The organism is Pseudomonas sp. CFSAN084952 (assembly GCF_009648855.1).
Lineage (GTDB): Bacteria > Pseudomonadota > Gammaproteobacteria > Pseudomonadales > Pseudomonadaceae > Aquipseudomonas > Aquipseudomonas paracarnis.
This window is the reverse complement of sequence record NZ_CP045767.1, coordinates 5,859,634-5,885,136: the sequence shown is the minus strand read 5'-3', so window position 1 is coordinate 5,885,136 and position 25,503 is coordinate 5,859,634. Positions and strand designations below refer to the sequence as shown.

21 protein-coding genes and 2 pseudogenes are annotated in these 25,503 nt (G+C 60.7%); 3 read left to right on the top strand and 20 right to left on the bottom strand.

All coding sequences use genetic code 11. The features are described 5' to 3' along the window. Nucleotides 1-51: 51 nt before the first annotated feature. The 17 genes and pseudogenes from mdoH to hutC form a co-directional block, all read right to left on the bottom strand. Nucleotides 52-2,630 (bottom strand): annotated as a pseudogene (gene mdoH, locus GH769_RS26840) (glucans biosynthesis glucosyltransferase MdoH); the annotation flags it as partial. After that, the gene (locus GH769_RS26835; RefSeq protein ID WP_014716546.1) at nucleotides 2,623-4,359 is read right to left on the bottom strand and encodes a glucan biosynthesis protein G; all 1,737 of its coding nucleotides are present in this window, start codon (nucleotides 4,357-4,359) and stop codon (nucleotides 2,623-2,625) included. The pseudogene mdoH and the gene GH769_RS26835, both read right to left, overlap by 8 nt. A gap of 267 nt (nucleotides 4,360-4,626) precedes the next feature. Beyond that, the gene (gene dtd, locus GH769_RS26830) at nucleotides 4,627-5,064 is read right to left on the bottom strand and encodes a D-aminoacyl-tRNA deacylase (RefSeq protein ID WP_014716545.1); all 438 of its coding nucleotides are present in this window, start codon (nucleotides 5,062-5,064) and stop codon (nucleotides 4,627-4,629) included. Further along, nucleotides 5,061-6,032, bottom strand: coding sequence for a prolyl aminopeptidase (gene pip, locus GH769_RS26825; protein ID WP_032901818.1), 972 nt, complete (start codon nucleotides 6,030-6,032; stop codon nucleotides 5,061-5,063). The genes dtd and pip overlap by 4 nt, the downstream gene beginning before the upstream one ends. Nucleotides 6,033-6,135: 103 nt before the next feature. Continuing rightward, a pseudogene (locus GH769_RS29245) lies at nucleotides 6,136-6,255 on the bottom strand (alpha/beta hydrolase); the annotation flags it as partial. A 138-nt stretch (nucleotides 6,256-6,393) separates the two neighbouring features. Beyond that, the gene (hutG, locus tag GH769_RS26815) at nucleotides 6,394-7,194 is read right to left on the bottom strand and encodes an N-formylglutamate deformylase (protein ID WP_014716542.1); all 801 of its coding nucleotides are present in this window, start codon (nucleotides 7,192-7,194) and stop codon (nucleotides 6,394-6,396) included. A gap of 12 nt (nucleotides 7,195-7,206) precedes the next feature. Then, a complete protein-coding gene (gene hutI, locus GH769_RS26810) occupies nucleotides 7,207-8,412 on the bottom strand; it encodes an imidazolonepropionase (RefSeq protein ID WP_014716541.1) in 1,206 nt (401 codons plus the stop codon). Nucleotides 8,413-8,427: 15 nt separating this feature from the next. After that, nucleotides 8,428-9,837 (bottom strand): amino acid permease, encoded by a 1,410-nt coding sequence (locus GH769_RS26805; protein ID WP_014716540.1) that lies wholly within the window; start codon nucleotides 9,835-9,837, stop codon nucleotides 8,428-8,430. A 161-nt stretch (nucleotides 9,838-9,998) separates the two neighbouring features. Further along, the gene (gene hutH / locus GH769_RS26800; protein ID WP_093114373.1) at nucleotides 9,999-11,537 is read right to left on the bottom strand and encodes a histidine ammonia-lyase; all 1,539 of its coding nucleotides are present in this window, start codon (nucleotides 11,535-11,537) and stop codon (nucleotides 9,999-10,001) included. A gap of 26 nt (nucleotides 11,538-11,563) precedes the next feature. Beyond that, nucleotides 11,564-13,072, bottom strand: coding sequence for a histidine ammonia-lyase (gene hutH, locus GH769_RS26795; protein ID WP_032901817.1), 1,509 nt, complete (start codon nucleotides 13,070-13,072; stop codon nucleotides 11,564-11,566). 121 nt (nucleotides 13,073-13,193) lie between these two features. Next, nucleotides 13,194-14,018, bottom strand: coding sequence for a glycine betaine/L-proline ABC transporter ATP-binding protein (locus GH769_RS26790; protein ID WP_014716537.1), 825 nt, complete (start codon nucleotides 14,016-14,018; stop codon nucleotides 13,194-13,196). Further along, nucleotides 14,015-14,866, bottom strand: a complete 852-nt coding sequence (locus tag GH769_RS26785) for a proline/glycine betaine ABC transporter permease (protein ID WP_020302389.1) — start codon at nucleotides 14,864-14,866, stop codon at nucleotides 14,015-14,017. The genes GH769_RS26790 and GH769_RS26785 overlap by 4 nt, the downstream gene beginning before the upstream one ends. A 71-nt stretch (nucleotides 14,867-14,937) precedes the next feature. Next, nucleotides 14,938-15,903, bottom strand: coding sequence for an ABC transporter substrate-binding protein (locus GH769_RS26780; RefSeq protein ID WP_014716535.1), 966 nt, complete (start codon nucleotides 15,901-15,903; stop codon nucleotides 14,938-14,940). 69 nt (nucleotides 15,904-15,972) lie between these two features. Continuing rightward, nucleotides 15,973-17,418: a cytosine permease gene (locus GH769_RS26775; RefSeq protein ID WP_153649943.1), complete on the bottom strand. Its 1,446-nt coding sequence runs from the start codon at nucleotides 17,416-17,418 to the stop codon at nucleotides 15,973-15,975. Nucleotides 17,419-17,596: 178 nt separating this feature from the next. Next, nucleotides 17,597-19,267, bottom strand: a complete 1,671-nt coding sequence (gene hutU / locus GH769_RS26770) for a urocanate hydratase (protein ID WP_032901816.1) — start codon at nucleotides 19,265-19,267, stop codon at nucleotides 17,597-17,599. A 401-nt stretch (nucleotides 19,268-19,668) separates the two neighbouring features. Next, nucleotides 19,669-20,229, bottom strand: coding sequence for a HutD family protein (locus GH769_RS26765; RefSeq protein WP_032901815.1), 561 nt, complete (start codon nucleotides 20,227-20,229; stop codon nucleotides 19,669-19,671). After that, a complete protein-coding gene (gene hutC, locus GH769_RS26760; RefSeq protein ID WP_224796965.1) occupies nucleotides 20,226-20,936 on the bottom strand; it encodes a histidine utilization repressor in 711 nt (236 codons plus the stop codon). The genes GH769_RS26765 and hutC overlap by 4 nt, the downstream gene beginning before the upstream one ends. A gap of 147 nt (nucleotides 20,937-21,083) precedes the next feature. Between hutC and GH769_RS26755 the strand changes: the two genes are divergently transcribed. After that, a complete protein-coding gene (locus tag GH769_RS26755; RefSeq protein ID WP_032901814.1) occupies nucleotides 21,084-22,448 on the top strand; it encodes a formimidoylglutamate deiminase in 1,365 nt (454 codons plus the stop codon). Between the two features lie 126 nt (nucleotides 22,449-22,574). Here the strand turns inward: GH769_RS26755 and GH769_RS26750 are convergent, their stop codons facing one another. Together GH769_RS26750 and GH769_RS26745 are read right to left on the bottom strand one after the other, a co-directional pair. Further along, nucleotides 22,575-23,144 carry a lipocalin family protein gene (locus GH769_RS26750; RefSeq protein ID WP_014716529.1) on the bottom strand — a complete coding sequence of 190 codons (570 nt, stop codon included), beginning with the start codon at nucleotides 23,142-23,144 and terminating at the stop codon, nucleotides 22,575-22,577. A gap of 30 nt (nucleotides 23,145-23,174) precedes the next feature. Further along, the gene (locus tag GH769_RS26745; RefSeq protein WP_003187823.1) at nucleotides 23,175-23,429 is read right to left on the bottom strand and encodes a hypothetical protein; all 255 of its coding nucleotides are present in this window, start codon (nucleotides 23,427-23,429) and stop codon (nucleotides 23,175-23,177) included. A 220-nt stretch (nucleotides 23,430-23,649) separates the two neighbouring features. On the opposite strand from GH769_RS26745, the gene GH769_RS26740 reads away from it, so the two are divergent. Both GH769_RS26740 and GH769_RS26735 read left to right on the top strand, forming a co-directional pair. After that, nucleotides 23,650-23,922, top strand: a complete 273-nt coding sequence (locus GH769_RS26740; RefSeq protein WP_003171142.1) for a type II toxin-antitoxin system Phd/YefM family antitoxin — start codon at nucleotides 23,650-23,652, stop codon at nucleotides 23,920-23,922. Then, nucleotides 23,919-24,242: a type II toxin-antitoxin system RelE/ParE family toxin gene (locus tag GH769_RS26735; protein WP_014716528.1), complete on the top strand. Its 324-nt coding sequence runs from the start codon at nucleotides 23,919-23,921 to the stop codon at nucleotides 24,240-24,242. The genes GH769_RS26740 and GH769_RS26735 overlap by 4 nt, the downstream gene beginning before the upstream one ends. Before the next feature lie 57 nt (nucleotides 24,243-24,299). On the opposite strand, the gene GH769_RS26730 is transcribed toward GH769_RS26735, so the two are convergent. Further along, nucleotides 24,300-25,310 (bottom strand): class 1 fructose-bisphosphatase, encoded by a 1,011-nt coding sequence (locus GH769_RS26730; RefSeq protein WP_003187818.1) that lies wholly within the window; start codon nucleotides 25,308-25,310, stop codon nucleotides 24,300-24,302. Nucleotides 25,311-25,503 lie beyond the last annotated feature (193 nt).

Genomic DNA, 25,503 nt, shown 5'->3' with positions numbered 1-25,503 from the left:
AAACGCTGTAGGACCAACGTTTGAAACACCCCCGAAGTGAGCCTTCGGGGGTGCCTGAATCAGGCCGGCTGGGCCTGGGGCGACTGTGGTTGCAGGGGCAGCAATGGCGCGTGCGGATCGGCCTTGATCGAGGCACGCCAAGCGCCTAGCCACTCGGCGTGACCTTCGCTCCACACCTGCTCATGCAGACGAGCCAAGGCCACCGGATCGCTGAGCAAGGCCAGGCGTTCGCTGTTGTTGAGGCCAGCCGGGCCGACTTTCAACGCGTGGCGAACACGCTCCATGCGCAGGTACTCGATGGGCTCGGCCTCACGGTGCCGCGAGGTCGCCAAGGCGCAGGCCAGAGCGTTCTGCTGCGGGTCTACCACCGAACGCACAAAGCCGTCGTTGAGGGCGTGCCAACGGTTTTCGTGGGTGTACTTCTCGGTCGACAGCAGGGCCTGCGGCGGGTTGTATTCCTCAGGGATCAGGAACAGGCTCTCGTCGCGGGACTTGAGGCCCAACTTGACCCGGCTGGAAATCACCGACACCGGGATCGACAGCATCAGCGAGCCGACAATCGGCACCAGCCACCACAGGAAGCTGGGGTTCAGCCACACCACCAGCAGCGCCCACAGGAAGCCCAGCACGGTTTGCGGACCGTGGCGCTTGACCGCTTCGCTCCAGGGCGTGGAGTCGTCGTCACGTTGCGGCGAGTTCCAGGTAGCGGCCCAACCGAGGAACGCGGCGAGGACGAAACGGGTGTGGAAAATCATCCGCACCGGCGCCAGCAGCATGGAGAACAACATCTCCAGCAGCATCGACAGGGTTACCTTGAACTTGCCACCGAACTCTTTGGCGCCCTTGGCCCAGATCAAGATGATGCTGAGCAGTTTAGGCAGGAACAGCAGCACGATGGTGGTGGAGAACAGCGCCACCGCCTTGTCCGGGTGCCATTGTGGCCATAGCGGGTACAACTGGCGCGGGGCCATGAAGTACTGCGGCTCCATCAGCGTGTTCACCGCCAGCAAGGCCGTGGACAGCACCAGGAAGAAGAACCACAACGGCGCCGACAGATAAGACATCACGCCGGTCAGGAACACCGCACGGTGCACCGGGTGCATGCCTTTAACCAGGAACAGGCGGAAGTTCATCAGGTTACCGTGGCACCAGCGACGGTCACGCTTGAGTTCGTCCAGCAGGTTCGGCGGCAGTTCTTCGTAGCTGCCCGGCAGGTCGTAGGCAATCCACACGCCCCAGCCGGCACGGCGCATCAGCGCGGCTTCAACGAAGTCGTGGGAGAGAATCGCACCGGCAAACGCGCCTTTACCGGGCAGCGGCGCCAGGGCGCAGTGCTCGATAAACGGCTTCATACGGATAATGGCGTTGTGGCCCCAGTAGTGGGATTCACCCAACTGCCAGAAGTGCAGGCCGGCGGTAAACAGCGGGCCGTACACGCGAGTGGCGAACTGCTGCATGCGCGCATACAGGGTGTCCATGCCCGACGCACGCGGCGCGGTCTGGATAATCCCGGCATCCGGCGTGGCTTCCATCAGGCGCACCAGGCTGGTCAGGCACTCGCCGCTCATCACGCTATCGGCGTCGAGAACGACCATGTACTTGTAGTCACCGCCCCAACGACGGCAGAAGTCGTCGAGGTTGCCGCTCTTGCGCTTAACGCGGCGGCGGCGACGGCGGTAGAAGATCTTGCCGAAGCCACCGGCTTCGCGGCATACGTCGAGCCAGGCTTGCTGTTCGGCGATGCAGATGTCGGCGTCGTTACTGTCGCTGAGCACGAAGAAATCGAAGCGATCCAGGTCACCGGTCGCGGCCACCGATTCGAACGTTGCACGCAAGCCGGCGAATACACGCGGCACGTCTTCGTTACAGATCGGCATCACCAGGGCGGTGCGCGCATCTTTCGGAATCGGCTCGTCACCGGCACTTTTACCGGAAATACGGTATTTATCGTGACCGGTCAGCAGCTCCAGGAAGCCCATGAGCGCAGTCCAGAAACCGGCCGACACCCAGCAGAACAGAATCCCGAACATGATCAGGATGCTGGTTTGCAGCGCGTAAGGCAGTACCTGGGTAGCGGTTTGCAGCAGGGTCTGGTTGCGAATTTCGTCGAAGTCGACCAGCGACCAGCCCTGGTACGGCATGATGCCTTTCATGTACCAGCCGGCCACGATGGTCTGGCCCAGCATCAGCACCAGCAGGATGTAACGACGGATCGAGCCCACGGTACGCCAGCGCGCAGCCGGCAATACCCGCTCATCTTTCGGTGGCTTGGGCGGGTTGGTGCGGCCGGTCATCCGGCGCCAACCGCGCACCAGGATGTTGGTGCGCCAAGGCTCGGGCACCACTTTGGTCCGACGAATCGGCGGCGTGGCCTTGAGACACACACGACCGCTGGCATCGAGCGCCAGCATCTCGGCGTCTTGCAGCTCTTCGGCGCTGTTGAGGGTCAAGCGGCGGCCGACCGACGCTTGGGCAGCGTCGGTCGGTGCGTCGAAGGTCTTGGACGACAGACGTTCGTGCAACTCGCTGAAGGACTTGCAGCCCGCCAGCTCGGCGCGCTGCTCAGCCGTCATGGGTAGATGCGCCAGGTACTCGGACAGAGTCTCTGGCTTGACTTGAGAATTACTCATCGGCAGGCAACTGATAGCTCCAGGTTTCGGTCAGGACTTGCTCGGTCTTGATCGGCTCCGGTGTGGCTGGGGCAGCCTCAGGCTGTTTGGCTTCCTTGTCCTTGGCGTCTTTCTTGGCCTGCTTCTCATGCTGCTTGGCCAAGACTTTGTCGGCCTTGAGCACATGGTTGGAAACCGACTCAGGCTCAGGCTGCACGATATCCTGCACCAATGCCGCACGCATTTCGGTCGGTTTGCTTGCGTCCTTGATCTTCATACGCAGGGTCAGGCGCCAGCCTTTGGTGTGTTCGTTGTAGCGCACGCTGTTTTCAACCAGTTCAGCGTTATCACCCACGCTCACCTGGCTACGTACCGGAGCGTCCGGCAGCAGTTTCTTCAGGGACGGGCCCTCGAAATCTACCAGGTAGGCCACGCTGCCATCGGGCTGACGGATCAGGTTCGATTGCTTCACGTCACCGGTAGAACGCAGGGTCTGCTTGACCCAGGCACTGTCCGGCGAATGGAAGGCCGCGTCGTCCAATGTCCAGTGCAGACGGTAAGCCACGTCCAGCGGCTTGCCGACTTCCGGCAGCTCGGCCGGGCTCCAGAAGGCCACGATGTTGTCGTTGGTCTCATCGGCGGTCGGAATTTCGACCAGGTCGACGGAGCCTTTGCCCCAGTCACCTTCAGGCTCGATCCAGGCGCTTGGGCGCTTGTCGTAGTTGTCGTCCAGGTCTTCGTAGTGGCTGAAGTTGCGGCCACGCTGCAGCAGGCCGAACCCACGCGGGTTCTCGACGCTGAAGTTGCTGACCGACAGGTGTTTAGGGTTGTTCAGCGGACGCCAGATCCACTCGCCATTGCCGGCGTGAATCGACAGGCCGCTGGAATCGTGGAGCTCGCGACGGTAGTTGAGGACCTTGGACGGCTGGTTGGCGCCGAACAGGAACATCGAGGTCAACGGCGCAACGCCCAGCTTGCTGACCTTGTCACGCAGGTACATCTGGGATTTGACGTCCACCACGGTGTCGGTGCCAGGGCGCAGGATCAGACGATAAGCGCCAGTGGCGCGTGGCGAATCCAGTAGCGCGAAAATCACCAAATGCTTGTCACCCGGCTTTGGACGCTCGATCCAGAACTCGGTGAAACGCGGGAATTCTTCGCCAGACGGCAACGCGGTGTCGATTGCCATGCCACGGGCAGACAGGCCATACACTTGGTCCTTGCCTACGACGCGGAAATAGCTGGCGCCGAGCATGGTCATGATTTCGTCTTGCTTGTCGGCCTTGTTGATCGGGAAAAGCACACGGAAACCGGCGTAACCCAGCTGTTCGGTGGCTTTAGGATCAAATTTCACGTCGCCGAAATCGAAACGCGTCGGGTCGTACTTGATTTCGTGCACGCTATCGGCGGTGACTTCGTTGATTTTCACCGGGGTGTCGAAATGCATCCCCTGGTGATAGAAGGACAGCTTGAACGGGGTGTTCTGATCGGCCCACTCGGCTTTTTCATTGCGGAAACGAATTTTCTGGTAATCCGCAAATTTCATTTCGCGGAATTCGTTCGGCAGATTGCTGCGCGGAGCTTCGTACTTCTGCCCAGCCAGCTCTTTTGCCTTGGCCGACACATCATCCAGACTGAACGCCCACAGTTGACCCGCGCCGAACAGGCAAAACAGGGCAGAGCCCGTCACCAGTGCGTTTCGTAACCGTTTGGCAGACAATTTTGGTGCATTACAGGGACTAACAATCACGAGCAACCCTCGCCGAAAACAGATCAAAAAACCAACGGCCAGCTATCTATATGCCAGGTTGGCGAGCAATGTTCCGACTCCTCTGGGGCAAAATGATTCCCCATGCGGTTGTCGGACAAGGCTCTACCTAAGTCAAAAATGGACCAAACAACGCTGATCCCCGTAGCGCGCGATTATCTAGTAGCCCGCGAGACAACGCATCAGGGACAGTGAAGTATTTGTAGCGAAACCCTGCGTTTTTAGGCATTAACGTCGTTTTTCATACATTCATGTCTGTAAGAGGAAGGTCACAGGGCCATCATTGACCAAGTGCACCTGCATATCCGCGCCAAAACGCCCGGAAGCCACCTTGCCATGCAATTGTTGCGCTTGTAACAACAAGTGCTCAAAAAGCGCCGCTCCCAGGGTCGGAGGAGCCGCTGTGGAGAAGCTGGGCCGTAGCCCGCTTTTGGTATCCGCCGCCAGGGTGAACTGCGACACCAGCAGCAAACCGCCGCCGATGTCCTTGAGGGACAGGTTCATCTTGCCCTCCTCGTCACTGAACACCCGATAGTTAAGCAGCTTGTGCAGCAGTTTGTCGGCGCTTTCGGGCGTATCTGAAGGCTCGACGGCCACCAGCACCAGCAAACCCTGGTCAATCGAGCCTACCACCTCCCCTGCGACCTCAACCCGGGCGCCACGCACCCGCTGCAACAGGCCCTTCATGCTTCTTCAGGCGGCAGGTCGAGCAGGCGCCGGGCCATTTCGCCGGTCGCACGCACCAGCGCGTCGGTAATGCCCGGCTCGGACGCCGCATGCCCGGCTTCGCGGATCACCTGCAACTCGCTGTTGGGCCAGGCCTGATGCAGCTCCCAAGCGTTATCCAGCGCGCAGATCATATCGTAGCGGCCATGGATGATGACGCCAGGCAGATGGGCGATCTTGTGCATATCGCGAATCAGTTGGTTGGGTTCCAGGAAGGAGTTGTTGGTGAAGTAATGGCACTCGATACGTGCGATGGACAAGGCGCGCTGCGGCTCGGAAAACCGTTCCACATGCTGCGGGCTCGGGCACAGGCCCAACATACGGCCTTCCCAGCCCGACCAGGCTTTGGCCGCATGCATCTGGGCGATCTGGTCGTTGCCGGTCAGTCGCTTGTGGTAAGCGGCGATCATGTCGTGGCGCTCTTCCACCGGGATCGGTGCCACGTAGTCCTGCCAGTAATCGGGGAACAGGCGGCTCGCGCCCTCCTGGTAGAACCAGCGAATATCCTGGGGGCGGGCAAGGAAAATGCCGCGCACGATCAGGCCGAGCACACGCTCGGGATGGGTTTGCGCGTAGGCCAGGGCCAGGGTTGAGCCCCAGGAGCCGCCGAACAGCACCCACTTGTCGATGCCCAGGTGCTCGCGGATACGTTCAAGGTCGGCGACCAGATCCCAGGTGGTGTTGTTCTCAAGGCTGGCCCTTGGCGTAGAGCGGCCGCAGCCACGCTGGTCGAAGGTGACAATATGGTAGAGGTTCGGGTCGAAATAGCAGCGGCTCTGGGCGTCGCAACCGGAGCCGGGACCTCCATGGATGAACACGACAGGCAAGCCTTCGGGGGAGCCACTTTCATCGACATACAGGGTGTGGGTGTCATCGACAGCCAGATCGTGCCGGGCGTAGGGTTTGATCTGCGGGTACCAAGTCTGCATTGCGTGCTCCGTAGGGTGTCGGGTTCATCCCTGGGGGGACGTCTATTATTTTGCCGTCTGGCATCATAAACCCGAATTGTGCAATGAGCATGTCCTTGAGCACTTAGACCTGTGTCAGCAGTTCGCACCTCAGATAACCGAGCAGATAGTCATACAGCCGATCCACCTCCGGCACCTGGCCGCGTGCCCGCAAACAACCGTGGGCCAGCCCTTTGCCGGGATGGCGGTGTGTCAGTTGATAAAAGTGTTGCTGAACCACCGTTATCGCAGGCAAGCCAGCTCCCACATTTCGAGCGCATTCTCATGATAGAGCGCGGTCAAGCGGGCTTGCTCGCGAAAGCTATTGCAGCAGCACCAACAATTACCGGTAGTGCTTCTGTCCCCAAGCCAACAGCCCTTCAAGCAACTGCCTCAACACCACCCGAGTCGGCTCGGCCAAATCCGGGCGATAACGGAACGGTTCGAACTCCTCCATATAGGTGCTCTGGCACAACTCCAGCTGCACCGCGTGGATATCCTGCGCGGGGTTGCCATAATGACGGGTGATATGGCCGCCCTTGAAGCGCCCGTTCAGCACATGGGTATATTGCGGATGCTGAGCGCAGATGGCTTCCAGCTGGCTGGCTAGCTGCGGGTCGCACGCAGCGCCGTTGAAGGTACCCAAATTGAAGTCCGGCAATTTGCCGTCAAACAGGTGCGGGATCAACGAGCGGATCGAGTGCGCATCGAACAGCAACGCATAGCCGAACTCGGCCTTGAGACGTGCCAGTTCTTCTTGCAGTTGACGGTGGTACGGCCCCCAGATTTTTTGCAGGTAGCTGGCCCGCTCCTCCTCGGAGGGCGTTTGCCCTTCCCGGAACAACGGCACGCCATCGAACAGCGTCTCGGGGTACAGGCCCGTCGTAGCGCCGGCATACAGCGGCGTGTTGTCGGAAGGCCGGTTGAGGTCGATGACAAACCGCGAGTACTCCGCAGCCAGGGTGCTGGCGCCCAGTTCTTCGGCAAAGTCATACAACAGGGGGATATGCCAGTCGGTGTCCGGCAGGCTTTGCGCCTCGGGGATCAACCCGGCCTCCACCGCAGGGGTGAGCCGCAGGCCGGCGTGGGGCATGCTGATCAGCAGCGGTACGCGGCCTTGCTTGAATGTCAGAACCTTATCCACAACTGCATCCTCTCAAACAGTGACGTCGGCGCCGTGGCGCACAACGCGTTTATCCAGCTCGCCACCCAGCCAGTAGGCCAGGTCGGCTGGGCGATCGATCTGCCAGGCGACAAAATCCGCGACCTTGCCCACTTCCAGGGAACCATGGGTATCACCCAGGCCCAACGCGGTGGCTGCGTGTTGCGTGGCGCCAGCCAGGGCTTCTTCCGGGGTCATGCGGAACAGGGTGCAGGCCATGTTCAGCATCAGCCGCACCGACAGCGCCGGTGAAGTACCGGGGTTGAGGTCGCTGGCGATGGCGATCTTCACACCGTGCTTGCGCAGGGCCTCCATCGGCGGCAGCTGGGTTTCACGCAGAAAGTAGAACGCGCCCGGCAATAGCACAGCGACGGTACCGGCCGCAGCCATGGCGATGGCGTCTTCTTCAGTCATGAATTCCAGGTGGTCGGCCGACAACGCGTGGTAGCGCGCCGCCAGGCTTGAGCCATGCAACGACGAGAGTTGCTCGGCGTGCAGCTTCACCGGCAGGCCAAGTTGCTGGGCGACCTTGAATACCCGCTCAACCTGCTCGGGGGAAAACGCCAGGTATTCACAGAAGGCATCGACCGCATCCACCAACCCCTCAGCGGCCAGGGCCGGCAGCATCTGGCTGCAGATGTGCTCGATGTAATCGTCGGCGCGGTCCTTGTACTCCGGCGGTAACGCGTGGGCGGCCAGGCAGGTGGCACGCACGCTGACCGGCAGTGCTTCACCCAGGCGCCGGGCCACACGCAGCATCTTGCGTTCGTTGGCCAGGTCCAGGCCGTAGCCGGACTTGATCTCCACCGTGGTCACGCCGTCACGCAGCAAACTGCGCAGGCGCTTTTCAGCGCTCGAGAACAGCTCATCTTCGCTCGCCGCACGGGTTGCGCGCACCGTGCTGGCAATGCCGCCGCCCTTGGCCGCGATCTCGGCGTAGCTGACACCTTCGAGGCGCTGCTCGAATTCGCCACTGCGATTGCCACCAAACACCGTATGGGTGTGACAGTCGATCAGCCCGGGGGTGACCCACGCGCCTTGCAGGTCATGCACCTGGGCGTAATCCGCGGTTGGCGCCTGGCTGCGGGGGCCGACCCACTCGATGAGCGAGCCGGCAGTCACCATGGCGGCATCCTCGATGATCGAGTATTTGCCGTTGGCCATGGTTGCGACGTGGCAGTGTTGCCAAAGCGTTTTCATCAACGCCTCCCTAAGTTATCGATGAGACAAAACCGGGTCGTAATCGACCTTGGCCGTTTGCCCGGCGGCAGGCTTGACCCACAGCCAGTAGGCGATGATCAGCAGCACGATCCACACGGCGCCCACCATCAACGCCGCCTGGGTATCCGGGAAGTAACCGAGTACACCAAACACAAACAGCATGAACACAATGGCCGCTGCCGGCGCATAGGGCCAGAACGGCACCGGGAATTTCAGTTCGGCGACCTGCGCCTTGGTCATCGAGCGGCGCATGGCGACCTGGGTAAACAGGATCATCAGCCATACCCACACCGTGGCGAAGGTGGCAATCGAAGCAATCAGCAGGAACACGTTTTCCGGGATCAGGTAGTTGAGCACCACACCGCCGAGCAAAGCGGCGCCCATGACCACCACGGTCATCCATGGCACGCCTTGTTTGGACAATTGCGCGAAGCCCTTGGGCGCCTGCCCTTGTTGAGCCAGGCCGTACATCATGCGGCCGGCGCCGAAAATGTCGCTGTTAATGGCCGACACCGCCGCCGAGATCACCACAATGTTGAGGATAGTCGCCGCCGAGCCAATCCCCAGGTTGCTGAAGATCTGCACGAACGGGCTGCCCTGGCTGCCGATCTGCGGCCACGGGTAGATGGCCATCAACACGAACAGGGTCAGCACGTAAAACAACAGGATACGCAGCGGCACCGCGTTGATCGCCTTGGGGATCACCCGCTGCGGGTCCTTGGCTTCACCGGCGGTGATGCCGATGATTTCGATGCCACCAAAGGCAAACATCACCACGGCAAACGAGGCGATCAGCCCACCGATGCCGTTGGGCATGAAGCCGCCATGGGCCCACAGGTTACTCAGTCCGCTGGCCTGGGTTTCGCCCGCCGAGTGAATGCCGAACAACATGATGCCAAAGCCGCCGAGGATCATCGCCACAATGGCACCGACCTTGAGCAACGACAGCCAGAACTCCATCTCGCCAAAGACTTTGACGTTGCACAGGTTCAGGCCGCCGATCAAAAACACGATGCCCAGCACCCAGACCCAACGGGCCACTTCGGGAAACCAGAAGCCCATGTAGATGCCGAACGCGGTGACGTCGGCGAGGCAGACGATGATCATTTCAAAGGCGTAGGTCCAGCCGAGGATAAACCCGGCCATGGGCCCCAGGTAGGTGCTGGCATAGTGGCCGAAGGAGCCAGACACTGGGTTGTGCACGGCCATCTCACCGAGGGCGCGCATCACCATGAATACAGCAGCGCCGCCGATCAGGTAGGCCAGCAGCACGGCAGGGCCAGCCATTTGGATGGCGGAGGCGGAGCCATAAAACAGCCCGGTGCCGATCGCGGAACCCAGGGCCATGAAGCGAATATGTCGGGCGTTGAGCCCGCGTTTCAAACCTTTTTCTGGCTGGTGCATTTCTCTTCCCTAGTTATTCTTATCCCGAGAAAATTCAAAGCTGCAAACATTCAAACTGTGGGAGCTGGCTTGCCTGCGATAGCTGTCTAGCGGTGAATGCATCTGTGACTGATACACCGCTATCGCAGGCAAGCCAGCTCCCACATGGGTCAATGTCGCTCTTAGAGGCTTGGCAGCAACCTGGCCGGCACCAGCTCATTCAGGCAGCGGCTGGCGAGCAGTTCGCTGGCGGCGTTGATGTCCGGGGCGAAGAAGCGGTCCTTGTCATAGAACGCCACCTTGTCGCGCAGGATGCCACGGGCTTTTTCCAGCTTGGGCGAGGTCTTCAGGCCGTCGCGCAGGTCCAGGCCCTGGCACGCCGCGAGCCATTCCACCGCAAGGATGCCCCGGGTGTTCTCGGCCATTTCCCACAAACGCTTGCCCGCAGCCGGGGCCATGGACACGTGGTCTTCCTGGTTGGCCGAAGTCGGCAAGCTGTCGACGCTATGGGGATGGGCCAGCGCCTTGTTCTCGCTGGCGAGCGCGGCGGCGGTCACCTGGGCGATCATGAAGCCGGAGTTCACCCCGCCATTGCCCACCAGAAACGGCGGCAGTTGCGACATGTGCTTGTCCATCATCAACGAGATCCGGCGCTCGCTCAGGGAGCCGATTTCGGCAATGGCCAGCGCCATGTTGTCGGCGGCCATGGCCACGGGTTCGGCGTGGAAGTTGCCACCGGAAATCACGTCACCCTCGGCGGCAAAGACCAGCGGGTTATCCGACACTGCGTTGGCTTCTACCACCAGCACCTCGGCGGCCTGGCGCAATTGAGTCAGGCACGCACCCATGACCTGCGGCTGGCAACGCAGGGAATACGGGTCTTGCACCTTGTCGCAGTTCTGGTGCGATTGGGACACCTGGCTGCTCTCACCGAGCAGGTCGCGATAGGCCGCTGCCGAGTCGATCTGGCCACGCTGGCCACGCGCTGCATGAATACGCGCATCGAACGGCGAACGCGAACCCAGTACCGCCTCCACAGTGAGGCCGCCGCAAGCGAGGGCGCCGGCGAACAGGTCTTCGCCTTCGAACAGGCCACGCAGGGCATAGGCCGTGGACACCTGGGTGCCGTTGAGCAGGGCCAGGCCTTCTTTGGCGGCCAGGGTCAGCGGCGTGAGGCCGGCGATTTTCAGCGCCTCGGTGGCTTCCAGCCATTGGCCCTTGTGGCGTGCCTTGCCTTCGCCAAGCAGTACCAGGGACATGTGCGCCAACGGCGCCAGGTCACCGGAAGCACCCACTGACCCCTTGAGTGGGATGTGCGGGTACACCTCGGCGTTGATCAGCGCGATCAACGCGTCGATCACCTGGCGACGAATCCCGGAGAAGCCACGGCTCAGGCTGTTGACCTTGAGCACCATGACCAGTCGCACCAGCGCATCGCTGATCGGCTCACCGACGCCGGCGGCGTGGGACAGCACCAGGGAGCGCTGGAGGTTTTCCAGGTCTTCGCTGGCGATGCGGGTCGAGGCCAACAGGCCAAAACCGGTGTTGATGCCATAGGCGGTGCGGTTCTCGGCGAGAATCTGCTCCACGCAGGCAACGCTGGCTTCGATCTGGGCCGAGGCGCTGTCATCCAGGCTGAGGGTTACTGGCTGCTGGTAGATGGCACGCAGTTGGGCGAGGCTCAGTTGGCCTGGAATCAGGTTTAGCGCAGTCACATTCATTCTCCTTGTGAATTGTTCTTAGGTGTTCAGTGCAAATTCGGTAATGCGGTGTCTTTAAGCAGCTGGGCAGCGGCGGCAATATCCGGCGCCAGCCAGCGGTCCTGTTCATAAGCAGGGACCACTTCGCGCAGCAATCGCCAGGCGCGGTCGGTACCGGCACCGAAGCGCTGGTCCTTGAGAAACTCGAAAGCCTGGGCCGCCAGCAGGTATTCGATGGCAAGAATCTGGGTGACGTTGACCAGCACCTGGTGCAGCTTGAGCGCGGCGTTGGTGCCCATGCTCAAGTGGTCTTCCTGCAGGCCCGAGGTGACGAAATTGTCGAGCACCGCGGGTTGCGCCAACTGGCGGTTCTGCCCGCACAAGGACGCGGCGACGTACTGCACGATCATCATCCCGGAGTTGACCCCCGGGTTGCTCACCAGGAAGGCTGGCAGGCCGCTGACATGCGGGTTGACCAGGCGGTCCAGGCGACGCTCGGCCACCGAACCGATCTCGGCCATGGCGATGGCGAGCATGTCGGCCGCCATCGCGACGGACTGCCCGTGGGGGTTGGCCTGGGACACCACGCGGTAGCTGTCTGGCGTGCCCAGCACCAGCGGGTTGTCGGTGGCGCTGTTGAGTTCGGTCTCGATCTGGCGCGTGGCGTGTTCCACCTGATCGCGGGCCGCGCCGTGAATCTGCGGGATCGAGCGAATGCTCAAGGCATCCTGGGTGCGAATACCTTTACTGCTGGCAATCACCTCACTGCCGTCGAGCAGGGCACGCAGGTTGATACCCACTTGCTGCATGCCAGGATGCGGCTTGAGAGCAATGATTTCTTCGTCAAAGGCGTCGATCTGGCCGCGCTGGGCTTCGAAGCTCATGGCACCGATCACGTCGGCCCATTGCAGCAAGTGATGTGCATCGGCCAGGGCCAGGCAGCTCAGGCCGGTCATGCACGGCGTGCCATTGACCAGGCACAGGCCGTCCTTGGCGCCGAGCACCACCGGCTGCAAGCCTTCAGCCTGCAACGCGTGTTGCGCCGTGACGATCTGGCCGCGATAACTCACATTGCCGACGCCCAGCAGGGCCACGCCGATATGGGCCATGTGGGTCAGGTACCCCACCGAGCCTTGGGACGGCACTTGCGGGGTGATGCCGTGGTTGAGCAACGCCAGCAGCGCGTGCACCACCTGCGGATGCAGGCCGGACTTGCCATGGCTGTAGTTGATGATCGCCGCGCAGATGATCGCGCGGGTTTGCTCATCGCTGAGCACCGGGCCGACACCACAGGCATGGCTCAACAGCGTATTGCGCGACAGTTGGCTCAGTTGCTCGGTCTTGAGCGAGACGTTGCACAGCGCGCCCAGACCGGTGTTGACACCATAGGCACGCTCGCCGCTGGTGACGATGCGCTGCACGATGGCTTGGGCATTGTCGATGCGCGCCCAGGCGTGGCCCGACAGTTCGAGCATGGCGCCGTGGCGGGCGACGGCGACCACGTCCTGCCAGCGCAGTGGGGTGTCGGCGATGATGATTGTTGTTGCCTGGGACATCGTTGACCTCTTCATAATCTCTACAGCATTGCCGGCGTCATCGCGGGCAAGCCCGGCTCCCACATTTGAACTGTGTGAACCCAATCAAATGTGGGAGCTGGCTTGCCTGCGATGGCGTCCGTCAGACCACCGCCGCCCGCCGCTGAACAAACCGGTCCACATATTCATCCGCCGGCGAATGCAGGATCTCCCGCGGCGTGCCGACCTGGATCAGCTTGCCGTCCTTGAGGATCGCAATGCGATTGCCGATGCGCACGGCCTCGTCGAGGTCGTGGGTGATGAACACGATGGTCTTGTGCAGGGTCTTTTGCAGCTCGAGCAATTGGTCTTGCATCTCGGCGCGGATCAGCGGGTCGAGGGCGCTGAAGGCTTCGTCCATCAGGATGATATCGGTGTCGGCCGCCAAGGCGCGGGCCAGGCCCACGCGCTGGCGCATACCGCCAGAAAGCTGGTGGGGATATTTGTTTTCATAGCCTTTGAGGCCCACGGTTTCGATCCAGTGCAACGCACGTTCGGCGCAGACTTGCTTGGTTTCGCCACGCACTTTCAGGCCGTAGGCAACGTTGTCGAGCACGCTCTTGTGCGGCAGCAGGCCGAAGCTCTGGAACACCATGCTGATCTTGTGCCGACGGAATTGGCGCAGGGCTTCCATGTCCAGTTGCAGGATGTCTTCGCCGTCCACCAGGATCGCGCCACTGGTGGGGTCGATCAGGCGGTTGAAGTGGCGCACCAGGGTGGATTTGCCCGAACCCGACAAGCCCATGATGACAAAGATCTCACCGGTGCCGATGCTCAGGGACAGGTCATTGACGCCGACCACGCAACCGGTCTCGGCCAGTACCTGGTCCTTGGTCTTGCCCTGGCCGACCATGGCCAGCGCATCCTTGGCGCGTGCGCCGAAAATCTTGAAGACGTTTTTGACTTCGATTTTGCTGACAGTCGTCATTTGCTCGCCTCATGCCGTGGGCGGCCATAAGCCTGGGTAATGCGGTCGATGACCACTGCGAGAATCACGATCGCCAGCCCGGCTTCAAGGCCGCGGCCGACGTTGAGGGTCTGGATGCCGACGAGCACGTCTTCACCCAAGCCACGGGCGCCGATCATCGAGGCGATCACCACCATCGACAGCGCCATCATGGTGGTCTGGTTAATCCCGGCCATGATGCTCGGCAACGCCAGCGGCAATTGCACGCCGAACAGTTGCTGCCAGCGGTTGGCGCCGAAGGCGTTGATGGCTTCCATGACTTCGCCATCGACCTGGCGAATACCCAGGTCTGTCAGGCGAATCAGCGGCGGCGCGGCGTAGATCACCGTGGCGAAAATCGCCGGGACCTTGCCCAGGCCGAACAGCATCAGCACCGGGATGAGGTACACGAAGCTGGGCATGGTTTGCATGATGTCCAGCAGCGGCATCAGCACCGAACGCAGGCGATTACTGCGCGCCGACAGGATACCCAGGGGGATGCCGATCAACACCGAAATCACCGTGGCCACCATCATCAATGCCAGGGTTTGCATCAGCTTGTCCCACAGGCCAACCGCGCCCACCAGGAACAGCAGACCGACAATCACCGCCGTGGTCACCACCTTGCGGGTGGCATGCCAGGCAATACCGCCGACGATGGCCAGCATCAGCCACCAGGGCGCTGCGCGCAGCAGGCCTTCCAGGTTGACGATGGCCCACAGCAGCGTATCGGAGATGTGCCGGAACACATCGCCGTAGTGGGTGACCAGTGCGTCCACCCAACCGTTGACCCAGTCGGCGATGGAAAAGGTAATGCTCTCAGGAAACATATCGTGCTCTCGATCCAGTGGGTTGTGGCCAGCCGCCCGGCCACCCTTGAGGGTAGCCGTGCACACTTGACCTACAAGGCCGCGTCGATTTTCTTGGCTGCGTCGTCGCTCACCCAGGCGTGCCAGACTTCAGGATGTTCCTTGAGGAATATTTTCGCCAGTTTCGGCGACTCGATCCGCTCCTTGGCCATGCGGCCCAGGTTCTGGTTCAGCAGGTCGATGGGCAGGTTGACCTTTTCCAGCACGGCCACCAGTTCCGGGGCTTGCTCGTGGAAAGTCTTGGAGAGGCCGACCTTGATGCTCACGGTTTTGTCCACGCCGGGCTTTTCTTCCAGCTTGACCAGATCGACCTGGCCCATCAGCGGCGTCGGTGACCAGTAGTAGAACAGGATCGGCTCGCCACGCTTGTAGCTCGACAGCACCGCTGCATCCAGCGCCGGGCCGGTGCCCGGGCGGAAGTTGGTGTAGGTGCTTTCCAGGCCGTAGCTCTTGAGCATTTCGCTGTTGTCCAGCTCGCAGGTCCAGCCGGCCGGGCAGTTGTAGAAGCGGCCCTTGGACGGCTCTTCCTGGTCCTTGAACACCGAGGCGTACTTGGCCAGGTCGGCGATGTTTTTCAGGTCCGGCGCCTTGGCTTCCAGCTTGCGCTTGGCGTCGCCTTCGATCACATAGCGCGGCACGTACCAGCCTTCGACCGCGCCGACCACCGGAGCACCGACGCCCACGACTTTGCCGGCCTTCTCGGCTTTGTTCCAGACCTCGCTGCGACCTACCCACTCCTCGGCGAACACTTGGATGTCGTTACTGCCCAGGGCGTTTTCCATGGTGATGGAATTGCCCGGCAAGCTGTCGGTTTTGCAGTCGTAGCCTTTTTCCAGCACGGTTTGCAGGATGTCGGTGAGCAACATGCCGCTTTCCCAATTCAGGCCGGCGAATTTCACCGGTTTACCCGACTCGCACCAACCAGCCGCCTGGGCGCCGGCACTTGCCAGCACGCCAGCTGCGAACAAAGTAGCCAGCAAGGTCTTATTCATAGTCATTGTTGTGACGCTCCCAATCATGAAATGGATTACGGCAGTCAGTAGGCGTCCTGCCCTGTCCACGTCCCATCAGGCTTGTGCAGCCAGCCCGTTTGTTGTGGGTGAAGCGCCCTGCTCTTTTGGCAGGATCAGGTGATCGGGTACCGTGCCGTGCCATTTTTTTGCACACACGTAATACAGGGCCGCCGGCAGTACCAGGCCGATGATCCAGGAGATATCTACATCCCCCAGCGCGGCCACCAGGGGGCCGGTGTAGAACTTGGTGGAGATGAACGGCAACTGCACCAGCACGCCGAATACGTAGACGCTGATGCCCAGCAGGTTCCAGCGGCCGTAGCGACCGTTCGGGTCGGCCAGCGCCGGCACGTCATAACGCTCGCGGGTGATGCAGTAGTAATCCACCAGGTTGATCGCGCTCCAGGGCGTAAAGAACGCCAGCAGGAACAGGATGAACGACTTGAATGCACCGAGGAACGAATGCTGGCCGAGCAACGCGATCAGCGTGGCCGTGCCGACGATCATCAGCACAAACACCAGACGCTGCAGACGCGTGACCTCCAGACGCCCACGAAAGCCGCTGATGATAGTGGCGATGCACATGAAGCTGCCGTAGGAGTTGAGCGTCGAGATGGTGACCTTGCTGAACGCGATGCTGAAGTACAGCAACGCAGCGGTAGCCCCCGTGCCGCTCAAGCCAACGATGTACGCCACCTCGTGGCCGGCAAACTGCCCGTTGGACATGGCCGCGGCAAACACGCCGAGGACCATCGCCACTTGGGCACCGATGACCGAACCTGCGCCAGCAGCGAGAAAGGTTTTCACCGATGACGTGTGGCTCGGCAGGTAACGCGAGTAATCCGCCACGTAAGGGCCGAACGCAATCTGCCAGGAGGCCGCCAGCGACACGGCCAGCAGGAAACTGCTCCAGCTGAAGTGGCGGATCTGCAGGAGCGCGCCAACGTCGGTCTGGCTCATCAAGCGGCTGAACAGGTACACAAAGGCAACCACGCCAATCAGGCTGGCGACCCGGCCGATGAAGTGGATCACCCGGTAACCCAGCACCGTGACCAGCACGATGACACTGGCGAAGATCAGGATGCCGACGCTGTCGCTGACCCCGAACAACTGGCCCAGCGCCTGGCCCGACAGCACGGTGCCGGTGGCGGTGAAGCCCAGGTACATCAAGCACACCAACACGATCGGAATGGCCGCGCCGTACACGCCGAACTGCACCCGGCTGGAAATCATCTGCGGCAGGCCAAGCTTGGGCCCTTGCGCCGCATGCAGCGCCATGACGCCACCGCCGATCAGTTGACCGATCAGCAAGCCGATCAACGACCAGAACACATCACCGCCCAGCACCACGGCCAACGCCCCGGTGACAATCGCAGTGATCTGCAGGTTGGCACCCATCCACAGGGTGAATTGACTGAATAGACGACCATGTCTTTCCGCTTCCGGGATGTAGTCGATCGAACGTTTCTCGATCAACGGGGTGGTGTCGTTTGCAGCCATGTTGTTCAACCTCTGATGGATTGTTTTGTATGCATCTTGCTCTTCCGTGGGCGCTGGCTTGCTGTGGCGAGGGAGCTTGCTCCCGTTCGACAGCGAAGCTGGAGCCGGCTTTTTGGGGCTGCTTCGCACCCCCAGCGCAAGCAAGCTTGCTCGCCACACAAGCCCACCCCACATTGAGTTACTTGATCATCGGCAGGTTCAGGCCTTGTTCCTTGGCGCAGTCGATAGCGATCTGGTAACCCGCATCCGCATGACGCATCACCCCGGTCGCCGGGTCGTTGTGCAGCACGCGGGCAATCCGCTCGGCCGCTTCGTCAGTACCGTCGCAGACAATCACCATCCCTGAGTGCTGGGAGAAGCCCATGCCCACGCCACCACCGTGGTGCAGCGACACCCAGGTCGCGCCGCTCGCGGTATTAAGCAAGGCGTTGAGCAGCGGCCAGTCGGACACAGCATCGGAGCCGTCCTGCATGGCTTCGGTTTCGCGGTTCGGGCTGGCGACCGAGCCGGAGTCCAGGTGGTCACGGCCGATCACTACCGGCGCGGACAGCTCGCCGCTGCGCACCATTTCGTTGAACGCCAGGCCCAACTTGGCACGCTGGCCCAGGCCGACCCAGCAGATACGTGCCGGCAGACCCTGGAAGCTGATGCGCTCGCGGGCCATGTCCAGCCAGTTGTGCAGGTGGGCATCGTTCGGGATCAGTTCTTTGACTTTGGCGTCGGTCTTGTAGATGTCTTGCGGGTCACCGGACAGCGCCGCCCAGCGGAACGGGCCAATGCCACGGCAGAACAGTGGGCGGATGTAGGCCGGTACGAAACCTGGGAAGTCGAACGCGTTTTCCACGCCCTCTTCCTGGGCCATCTGGCGGATGTTGTTGCCGTAGTCGAAGGTCGGGATGCCTTGCTTCTGGAATTCGAGCATGGCTTTGACGTGGACGGCCATCGACTGCTTGGCGGCCTTGATCACGACGGCCGGCTCGGTCTTGGCGCGAGCGCGGTATTCGTCCCAGGTCCAGCCGGCCGGCAGGTAACCGTTGAGTGGGTCGTGGGCGCTGGTCTGGTCGGTGACCATGTCCGGGCGCACGCCACGCTTGACCAGTTCCGGCAGGATCTCTGCGGCGTTGCCCAGCAGCGCGATGGAGATGGCCTTGCCTTCCTTGGTGTACTTGGCGATACGCGCCAGGGCGTCGTCGAGGTCGGTAGCCTGCTCGTCGACGTAGCGGCTGTTCAGGCGGAAGTCGATGCTGACTTGCTGGCACTCGATGTTCAGCGAGCAGGCGCCGGCCAGGGTCGCGGCCAATGGCTGCGCGCCGCCCATGCCGCCGAGGCCGGCGGTGAGTACCCAACGGCCGGTGAGGTCACTGTTGTAATGCTGGCGGCCGGCTTCGACGAAGGTTTCGTAGGTGCCTTGGACAATGCCTTGGCTGCCGATGTAGATCCAGCTGCCGGCGGTCATCTGGCCGTACATGGCCAGGCCCTTGGCATCCAGTTCGTTGAAATGCTCCCAACTGGCCCAGTGCGGTACCAGATTGGAGTTGGCAATCAGCACGCGTGGGGCGTTGCTGTGGGTCTTGAACACGCCGACCGGCTTACCGGATTGCACCAGCAGGGTTTCGTCGTCGTTCAGATTAGTAAGGCTCTCGACGATCTGGTCGTAGCACTCCCAGTTGCGCGCCGCGCGGCCGATACCGCCGTACACCACCAGTTCTTTGGGGTTCTCGGCCACTTGTGGGTCGAGGTTGTTCATCAGCATGCGCAGCGGCGCTTCGGTCAGCCAGCTTTTGGCGGTGAGCTTGTTACCGCGGGCGGCGCGGATTTCGACGTCACGGTATTTTGTAGGCTTGGTCACAGCTAGGACTCCTCGGCGATCGATGCGCGAACAGGGATGGTGCAAAGTCTTACGCACACATCTTTACTTGTATGTACAAGCATATGCAATCGAGCGGCCAACTTTAGCCAGGAGTGGTTGGGTTTTTTTTGCACGGGGCGTGCGAGCCTTGTAAATCAAGGCTTCAAAGCTTGATGAAATTTCTTACGGAGGTTTGTTGCAGCGCGGGGAATTTGTCACGGCAGCGAAGCTTTGCGTCACGCTGGGGCATTCGGTAACAAATTGGTGCGCGGAGTGGAAACAGATTTTGTGAACAATGCAAAAACAAAGGTGGGAGCTGGCTTGTCTGCGATAGCGGTGTGTCAGTCAGCGCATCAACTACTGATATACCGCTATCGCAGGCAAGGCAGCTCCCACAGTTTTTAATCGCGTGCGGTCAGTTCGATGATGCAGCAGCGGCCAGTGACAGAGATATCCAGCAGGCCCGTGTTACCGTCCACTTGCAGGCAATCATGGTGGCCGAGCTTCTCGCCCAGCACCTTTACCTCATCCGCCACGCTGAACACCAGCACCGTCTGCGCGGTGCTGAAAAACTGCTGCACGCCATCCACCCACTGCAAGCGTGCGTGGTAACGCTGTGGCGAGTAGATCAGGTTGAAGTCGCGAATCGGCCCGGTGATCAAGCGGCATGACACCTGGCTTTCACCCTTGAACGCGAACGGCTGCAACGGTAACAACCCGCGTTGCTCCTCACCGTCTACGGTCAACACCATGCCGGCGCCTTTGATCACCGTAATCACGCGCTGGTAGCCAGCGAAGGTGGAAAACCCACCCGATTCGGCGATATCGGCAATCGACAAACGCCAGCCAAAACCCTCCAGGCCGGTGCCGGCGTCGCGACTGATTTCTTCGGTACTGCCGCCGCCGTTCTTCCACGGCATGCGCACGTAGTCGGCGGCACGCCAGACGTTGATCTCACTCATTTACTGAAGCGTCCTTCGAGGCTGTGACGGGAACCGGGGTGGATCAACCGCGCCGCAGTCACCGGCTGGCGACCCGACCAGGTGCGTCGGCGAATCAACAGGCACGGCTCGCTCGGCTCGATCTGCAACAATTTGCACTCGGCGGCATCGGCGAGGATCGCCTCAACCACATGCTCGCCCTCAGTCAACGGCGCGACCTGGTTCAAATAGGCATACGGGGTTTGCTGGGTGAAGTCCTGCTGCAAGTATTCCGGCGCGACCAGGGCGTTGACGAAACGGTCTTCTATTTGCACAGGAATGTCGTTCTCGTAATGCACGATCAACGAGTGGAACACCCGCCCGCCTTCGCGCATTTCCAAGGCAACGGCGCGTTCGGAGCCGGCGGCCTCTTCGCCCAGGGTGATCACCTGGCAAGTGTGCCGATGCCCGCGGGAGGCGATTTCATCGGCGATGTTATGCACTTCAAACAGGGCTGACTGGCTTTTCGGCTCGGCAACAAACGTACCCACACCCTGCATACGCACTAGCAGGCCTTCGGCGGTCAGCTCGCGCAGGGCGCGGTTGATGGTCATGCGGCTGAAGCCCAACTGGCTGACCAGCTCGCTTTCCGACGGCACGCGGTAATGGGGCGGCCAGTTGCCGTTGAGGATCTGCTGGCTGATCATCTGTTTGACGCGGGCATACAAGGGCGCCGGACTTTCGTCCATGTGGGCAGCCAGCGAAGACTTGGCGGGCGGAGTCGGCACAGGGAATCCTTGCAGGGGAAAAAGATGCATAGATTGCCGGAGTTTACCGAGCAGGCAAACGTCTGTATATGTATATACAAATAAACACACGACCGGGGTGCCTTGATCATGTCCGCTTTCTTTGCCGAACGCGCACTGCTGCCTAATGGATGGGCCAATGATGTACGTCTTGAAGTCAGCACCGATGGCCTGCTGACAAAGGTTGAGCCCAACGCCAGTGCAGAAGGTGCGGAGCGGCTCAGGGGCCCGGTGTTGGCGGGCATGCCGAACCTGCATTCCCATGCCTTCCAGCGCGCCATGGCGGGCTTGGCCGAAGTGGCCGGCAACCCCAATGACAGCTTCTGGACCTGGCGCGACTTGATGTACCGCATGGTCGGCAAGATCAACCCCGAGCAGTTACAGATCATCGCCCGCCAGCTGTATATCGAAATGCTCAAGGCCGGCTACACCTCGGTGGCCGAGTTCCATTACGTGCACCACGATCTCAGCGGCCAGCCCTATGCCGACCGTACGGAACTGTCCCGCCAGATCAGCCAGGCGGCCGCCAGCAGCGGGATCGGCCTGACCTTGCTGCCGGTGCTCTACACCCACGCGGGCTTTGGTGGCCAAGCGCCGAATGAAGGCCAGCGACGGTTTATCAACAGCACGGAACACTACCTGGACTTGCAAGCGCGCCTGCAGCCCATTCTGGCGGCACAACCGGCGCAGCAACTGGGTCTGTGCTTCCACTCCCTGCGCGCCGTCACCCCCGAACAAATCCATACCGTGCTGGCCGCCAGTGACAAGAGCTGCCCGGTGCATATCCACATCGCCGAACAGCAAAAAGAAGTCGACGACTGCTTGGCCTGGAGCGGCAAGCGCCCGTTGCAATGGCTGTATGACAATGTCGAGGTGGATGAGCGCTGGTGCCTGGTGCACGCCACCCATGCCGATGCCGACGAAGTGACACGCATGGCCAACAGCCGAGCGATTGCCGGTTTGTGCCTGACCACGGAGGCCAACCTGGGCGATGGGATTTTTCCTGCGGTGGACTTCCTCGCCCAGGGCGGCCGCATGGGCATTGGTTCCGACAGCCATGTGTCACTGAGCGTGGTGGAAGAACTGCGTTGGCTGGAATACGGCCAGCGCCTGCGCGATCAACGGCGTAATCGGTTGTATCGCAGTGACCAACCGATGGTGGGTCGCACGCTGTTCGATGCTGCGCTGGACGGTGGCGCACAAGCGCTGGGCCAGCCGATTGGTCGACTGCAAGTGGGCAAGCGTGCGGACTGGATAGTGCTGGACGGTAGCGACCCGTACCTGGCGACGGCCAGTGAGGATGGGATTCTCAACCGCTGGCTATTTGCCGGTGGTGATCGGCAAGTGCGCGATGTACTGGTCAATGGCAAGTGGGTGGTGCGAGATGGGCATCATGCTGGCGAAGAAGACAGCAGCCGGGCATTCACCCAAGTGCTGAAGGACTTGCTGAACTAACGGCCAACCCATGACAACTGTGGGAGCTGGCTTGCCTGCGATAGCATCAACCCGGTGCAACTGATGCACCGAGGTGCCTGTATCGCAGGCAAGCCAGCTCCCACATTGGGTTGAGAGTACTCAGGATTACTGAGAGGACTTTGCCATCTGCTTGTCCGACGTACGCCAGATCAGCCGCGTGGTGTCATACCCTTGCTGTCGCGCCCTGCTCAGCAGGTCTTCGCGGGTATCGGCACTCACCGTCGGCGTGCGCGACAGGATCCACATATAGCGCCGGCTCGGGCTGCCGACGATGGCGGTCTTGTAGTCATCGCTGACATACAGCACCCAGTAGTCGCCCTTGGCAACGCCCGGCAACAGTGATGTAAACCAGTTATTGAATTCCACCCACAGCTTGTCGGTCTTGCCTGGTACCTGCGGCGTAGCCGTGCCTTTGGCCTCTTGCCACTTCCACTCAGGCGTCAGGCAGCGGTTGAACACCGACATGTCACCATCAGGCAGCAAGGTATAGCGGGCTTCGGATTGCGCACAGTTGCGCTGAAAGTACATCGGCAACCGGGCCAACTCATACCAGGTGCCCTGGTAACGCTTGAGGTTGACGTTGCTCGCAGTCTTGGGTTGCAGATCATCGCCAGAATGGCTGGCGCAGCCCGCCAAAAACAGGCTGGCGCAAAGGAACAAAACAAAACGCATCATTCTTCTTCTCCCGCAGGCTCGCGCCCCGGTTTACTTCAGGCCTTGCCCGGAAAACATCAGAACTTTGTCACCGGCGTACTGCACGCTGATAAAGCTGTTTTTATCGCCCCAGGTGCAGCTGGACATGCCCAGTGCGCCGGAACAATCGGTTGGCTTGCCCAGCAACGACTCCACCTCGGCCTTGGCCATGCCGGCTGAGAGCTTTTGGTAGTTTTCTTGGGTGACCTTGCTGCAAGCGGCTAAGAGCACGCAAAAAGCCAGCAGGGCGAGACGGCGTATAGACATGGAAAAGCTCCTGGAGAGACAAAGCAGCTGGGGTATCTGCCAGAAGCTTAGAAGGGAAAAGGGGTGTCTGGTTCCCGATGGGGGGTGCTATTTATTTTTTATGTGAACTGGCCCCTTGAACCGTGTTTTCGAGTGAAAAATCACCGCCTTTCATCAGTTGCTGTCTAGCAAAGACCAAATTAAGACTAAAATCAGTCACACCTTGAGCAGGGGTCATCCCATGAAATTTTCTTCGCAGATAAAGCCGATCAGCTACTTGAAAAGTCATACCGCCGAGATCGTCAAAACACTCACGGAAAGCCGCGAACCCCTGGTCATCACCCAAAATGGCGAAGCGAAGCTGGTGGTGATGGATGTGAAGAGTTTTGAGGAGCAGGCAGAAACCATGGCCTTGTTAAAGCTATTGGCCCTGGGCAACCGGCAGATTGAATTGGGGCAGTTTCAAGACATGGAGGACGTGTTCGCCGAGCTGGACAAGGACGACGCTCAATGACATTCAAGGTTGTGATTCTTCACTCGGCAAAACGCGACCTTAAAGATATCAAGTCATACCTCATCCGGCAGTTCTCGACATCGACCTGGCAGCAGTCCTACGACGCGATGAAACAGGCCATGCGACTGCTTGAGTCTCAACCCTATGCTGGCTCGATACCGCAAGAGATCGAGAAGTTGAATCTCAGCCAATATCGACAGGTTGTCTGTGGCATGAATCGGATCATCTACGAAATTCGAGACCCGATCATTTACGTCCACATCATCGCCGACACTCGGAAAAACCTGCAGGCGTTGCTGCTGAAAAACCTTATTCAATAAAAACAAAAGCCCCGAAGCGCTGAGCGCATTTCGGGGCTTTTTTGTTACCGCAAGCTCTTACTTCTTGTGATAAGCCGTCACGCGCTCAACTTCTTCCTTCGAACCCAGGAACACCGCCACACGCTGGTGCAGGCCTTCAGGCTGGATGTCGAGGATGCGCTGGTGGCCGTCGGTAGACGCACCGCCTGCCTGTTCAACCAAAAACGACATCGGGTTGGCTTCGTACATCAGGCGCAGCTTGCCTGGCTTGGACGGCTCGCGGCTATCGCGTGGGTACATGAACAGGCCACCACGGGTCAGGATGCGGTGCACGTCGGCAACCATCGCGGCTACCCAGCGCATGTTGAAGTTCTTCTTCAACGGGCCTTCTTCGCCTTCCATCAGCTCGTTGACGTAGCGCTTCACCGGTTCTTCCCAGTGGCGCTGGTTGGACATGTTGATGGCAAATTCCTGGGTAGAAGCAGGAATCGAAATGTCTTCGTGGGTGAGTACGAAGCTGCCCATTTCACGGTCCAGGGTGAAGCCTTTGACGCCGTCGCCAAGGGTCAGCACCAGCATGGTCTGTGGGCCGTAGATCGCGTAGCCGGCAGCAACCTGCTCGGTGCCTGGTTGCAGGAAGGCCTTTTCGTTCAGGGCTTCGTTCTGGCTCAGGTATTCGTTGGGGCAACGCAGCACCGAGAAGATGGTGCCGACCGGTGCGTTAATGTCGATGTTGGACGAACCGTCCAGTGGGTCGAATACCAGCAGGTATGCGCCCTTCGGGTATTTGCCTGGGATCTGGTAGGCATTGTCCATTTCTTCGGACGCCATGCCGGCCAGGTGGCCACCCCATTCGTTGGCTTCGAGCAGGATTTCGTTGGACAGAACGTCCAGTTTCTTCTGCACTTCGCCCTGCACGTTTTCAGTGCCCATGCTGCCCAGGACACCGCCCAGTGCGCCTTTGGAAACGGCGTGGCTGATTTCCTTGCAAGCACGCGCCACCACTTCGATAAGGAAGCGCAGATCGGCAGGCGTGTTGTTGCTGCGGGTCTGCTCGATCAAATAGCGACTCAAGGTAACGCGGGACATGGACGGCTCCGGAGAATGGGGGGCTGAAAACCCGCGCAGTTTAGCGCGAGTCGAGGCTGATTTCCTCTAATCAGAGGATTTAACGCCAATAGAGTTCACGACCAGGCTTGATGTGGGAGGGGGCTTGCCCCCGATTGCGGTCATTCAGTCAATGCATGAGTGACTGATCAACCGCTATCGGGGGCAAGCCCCC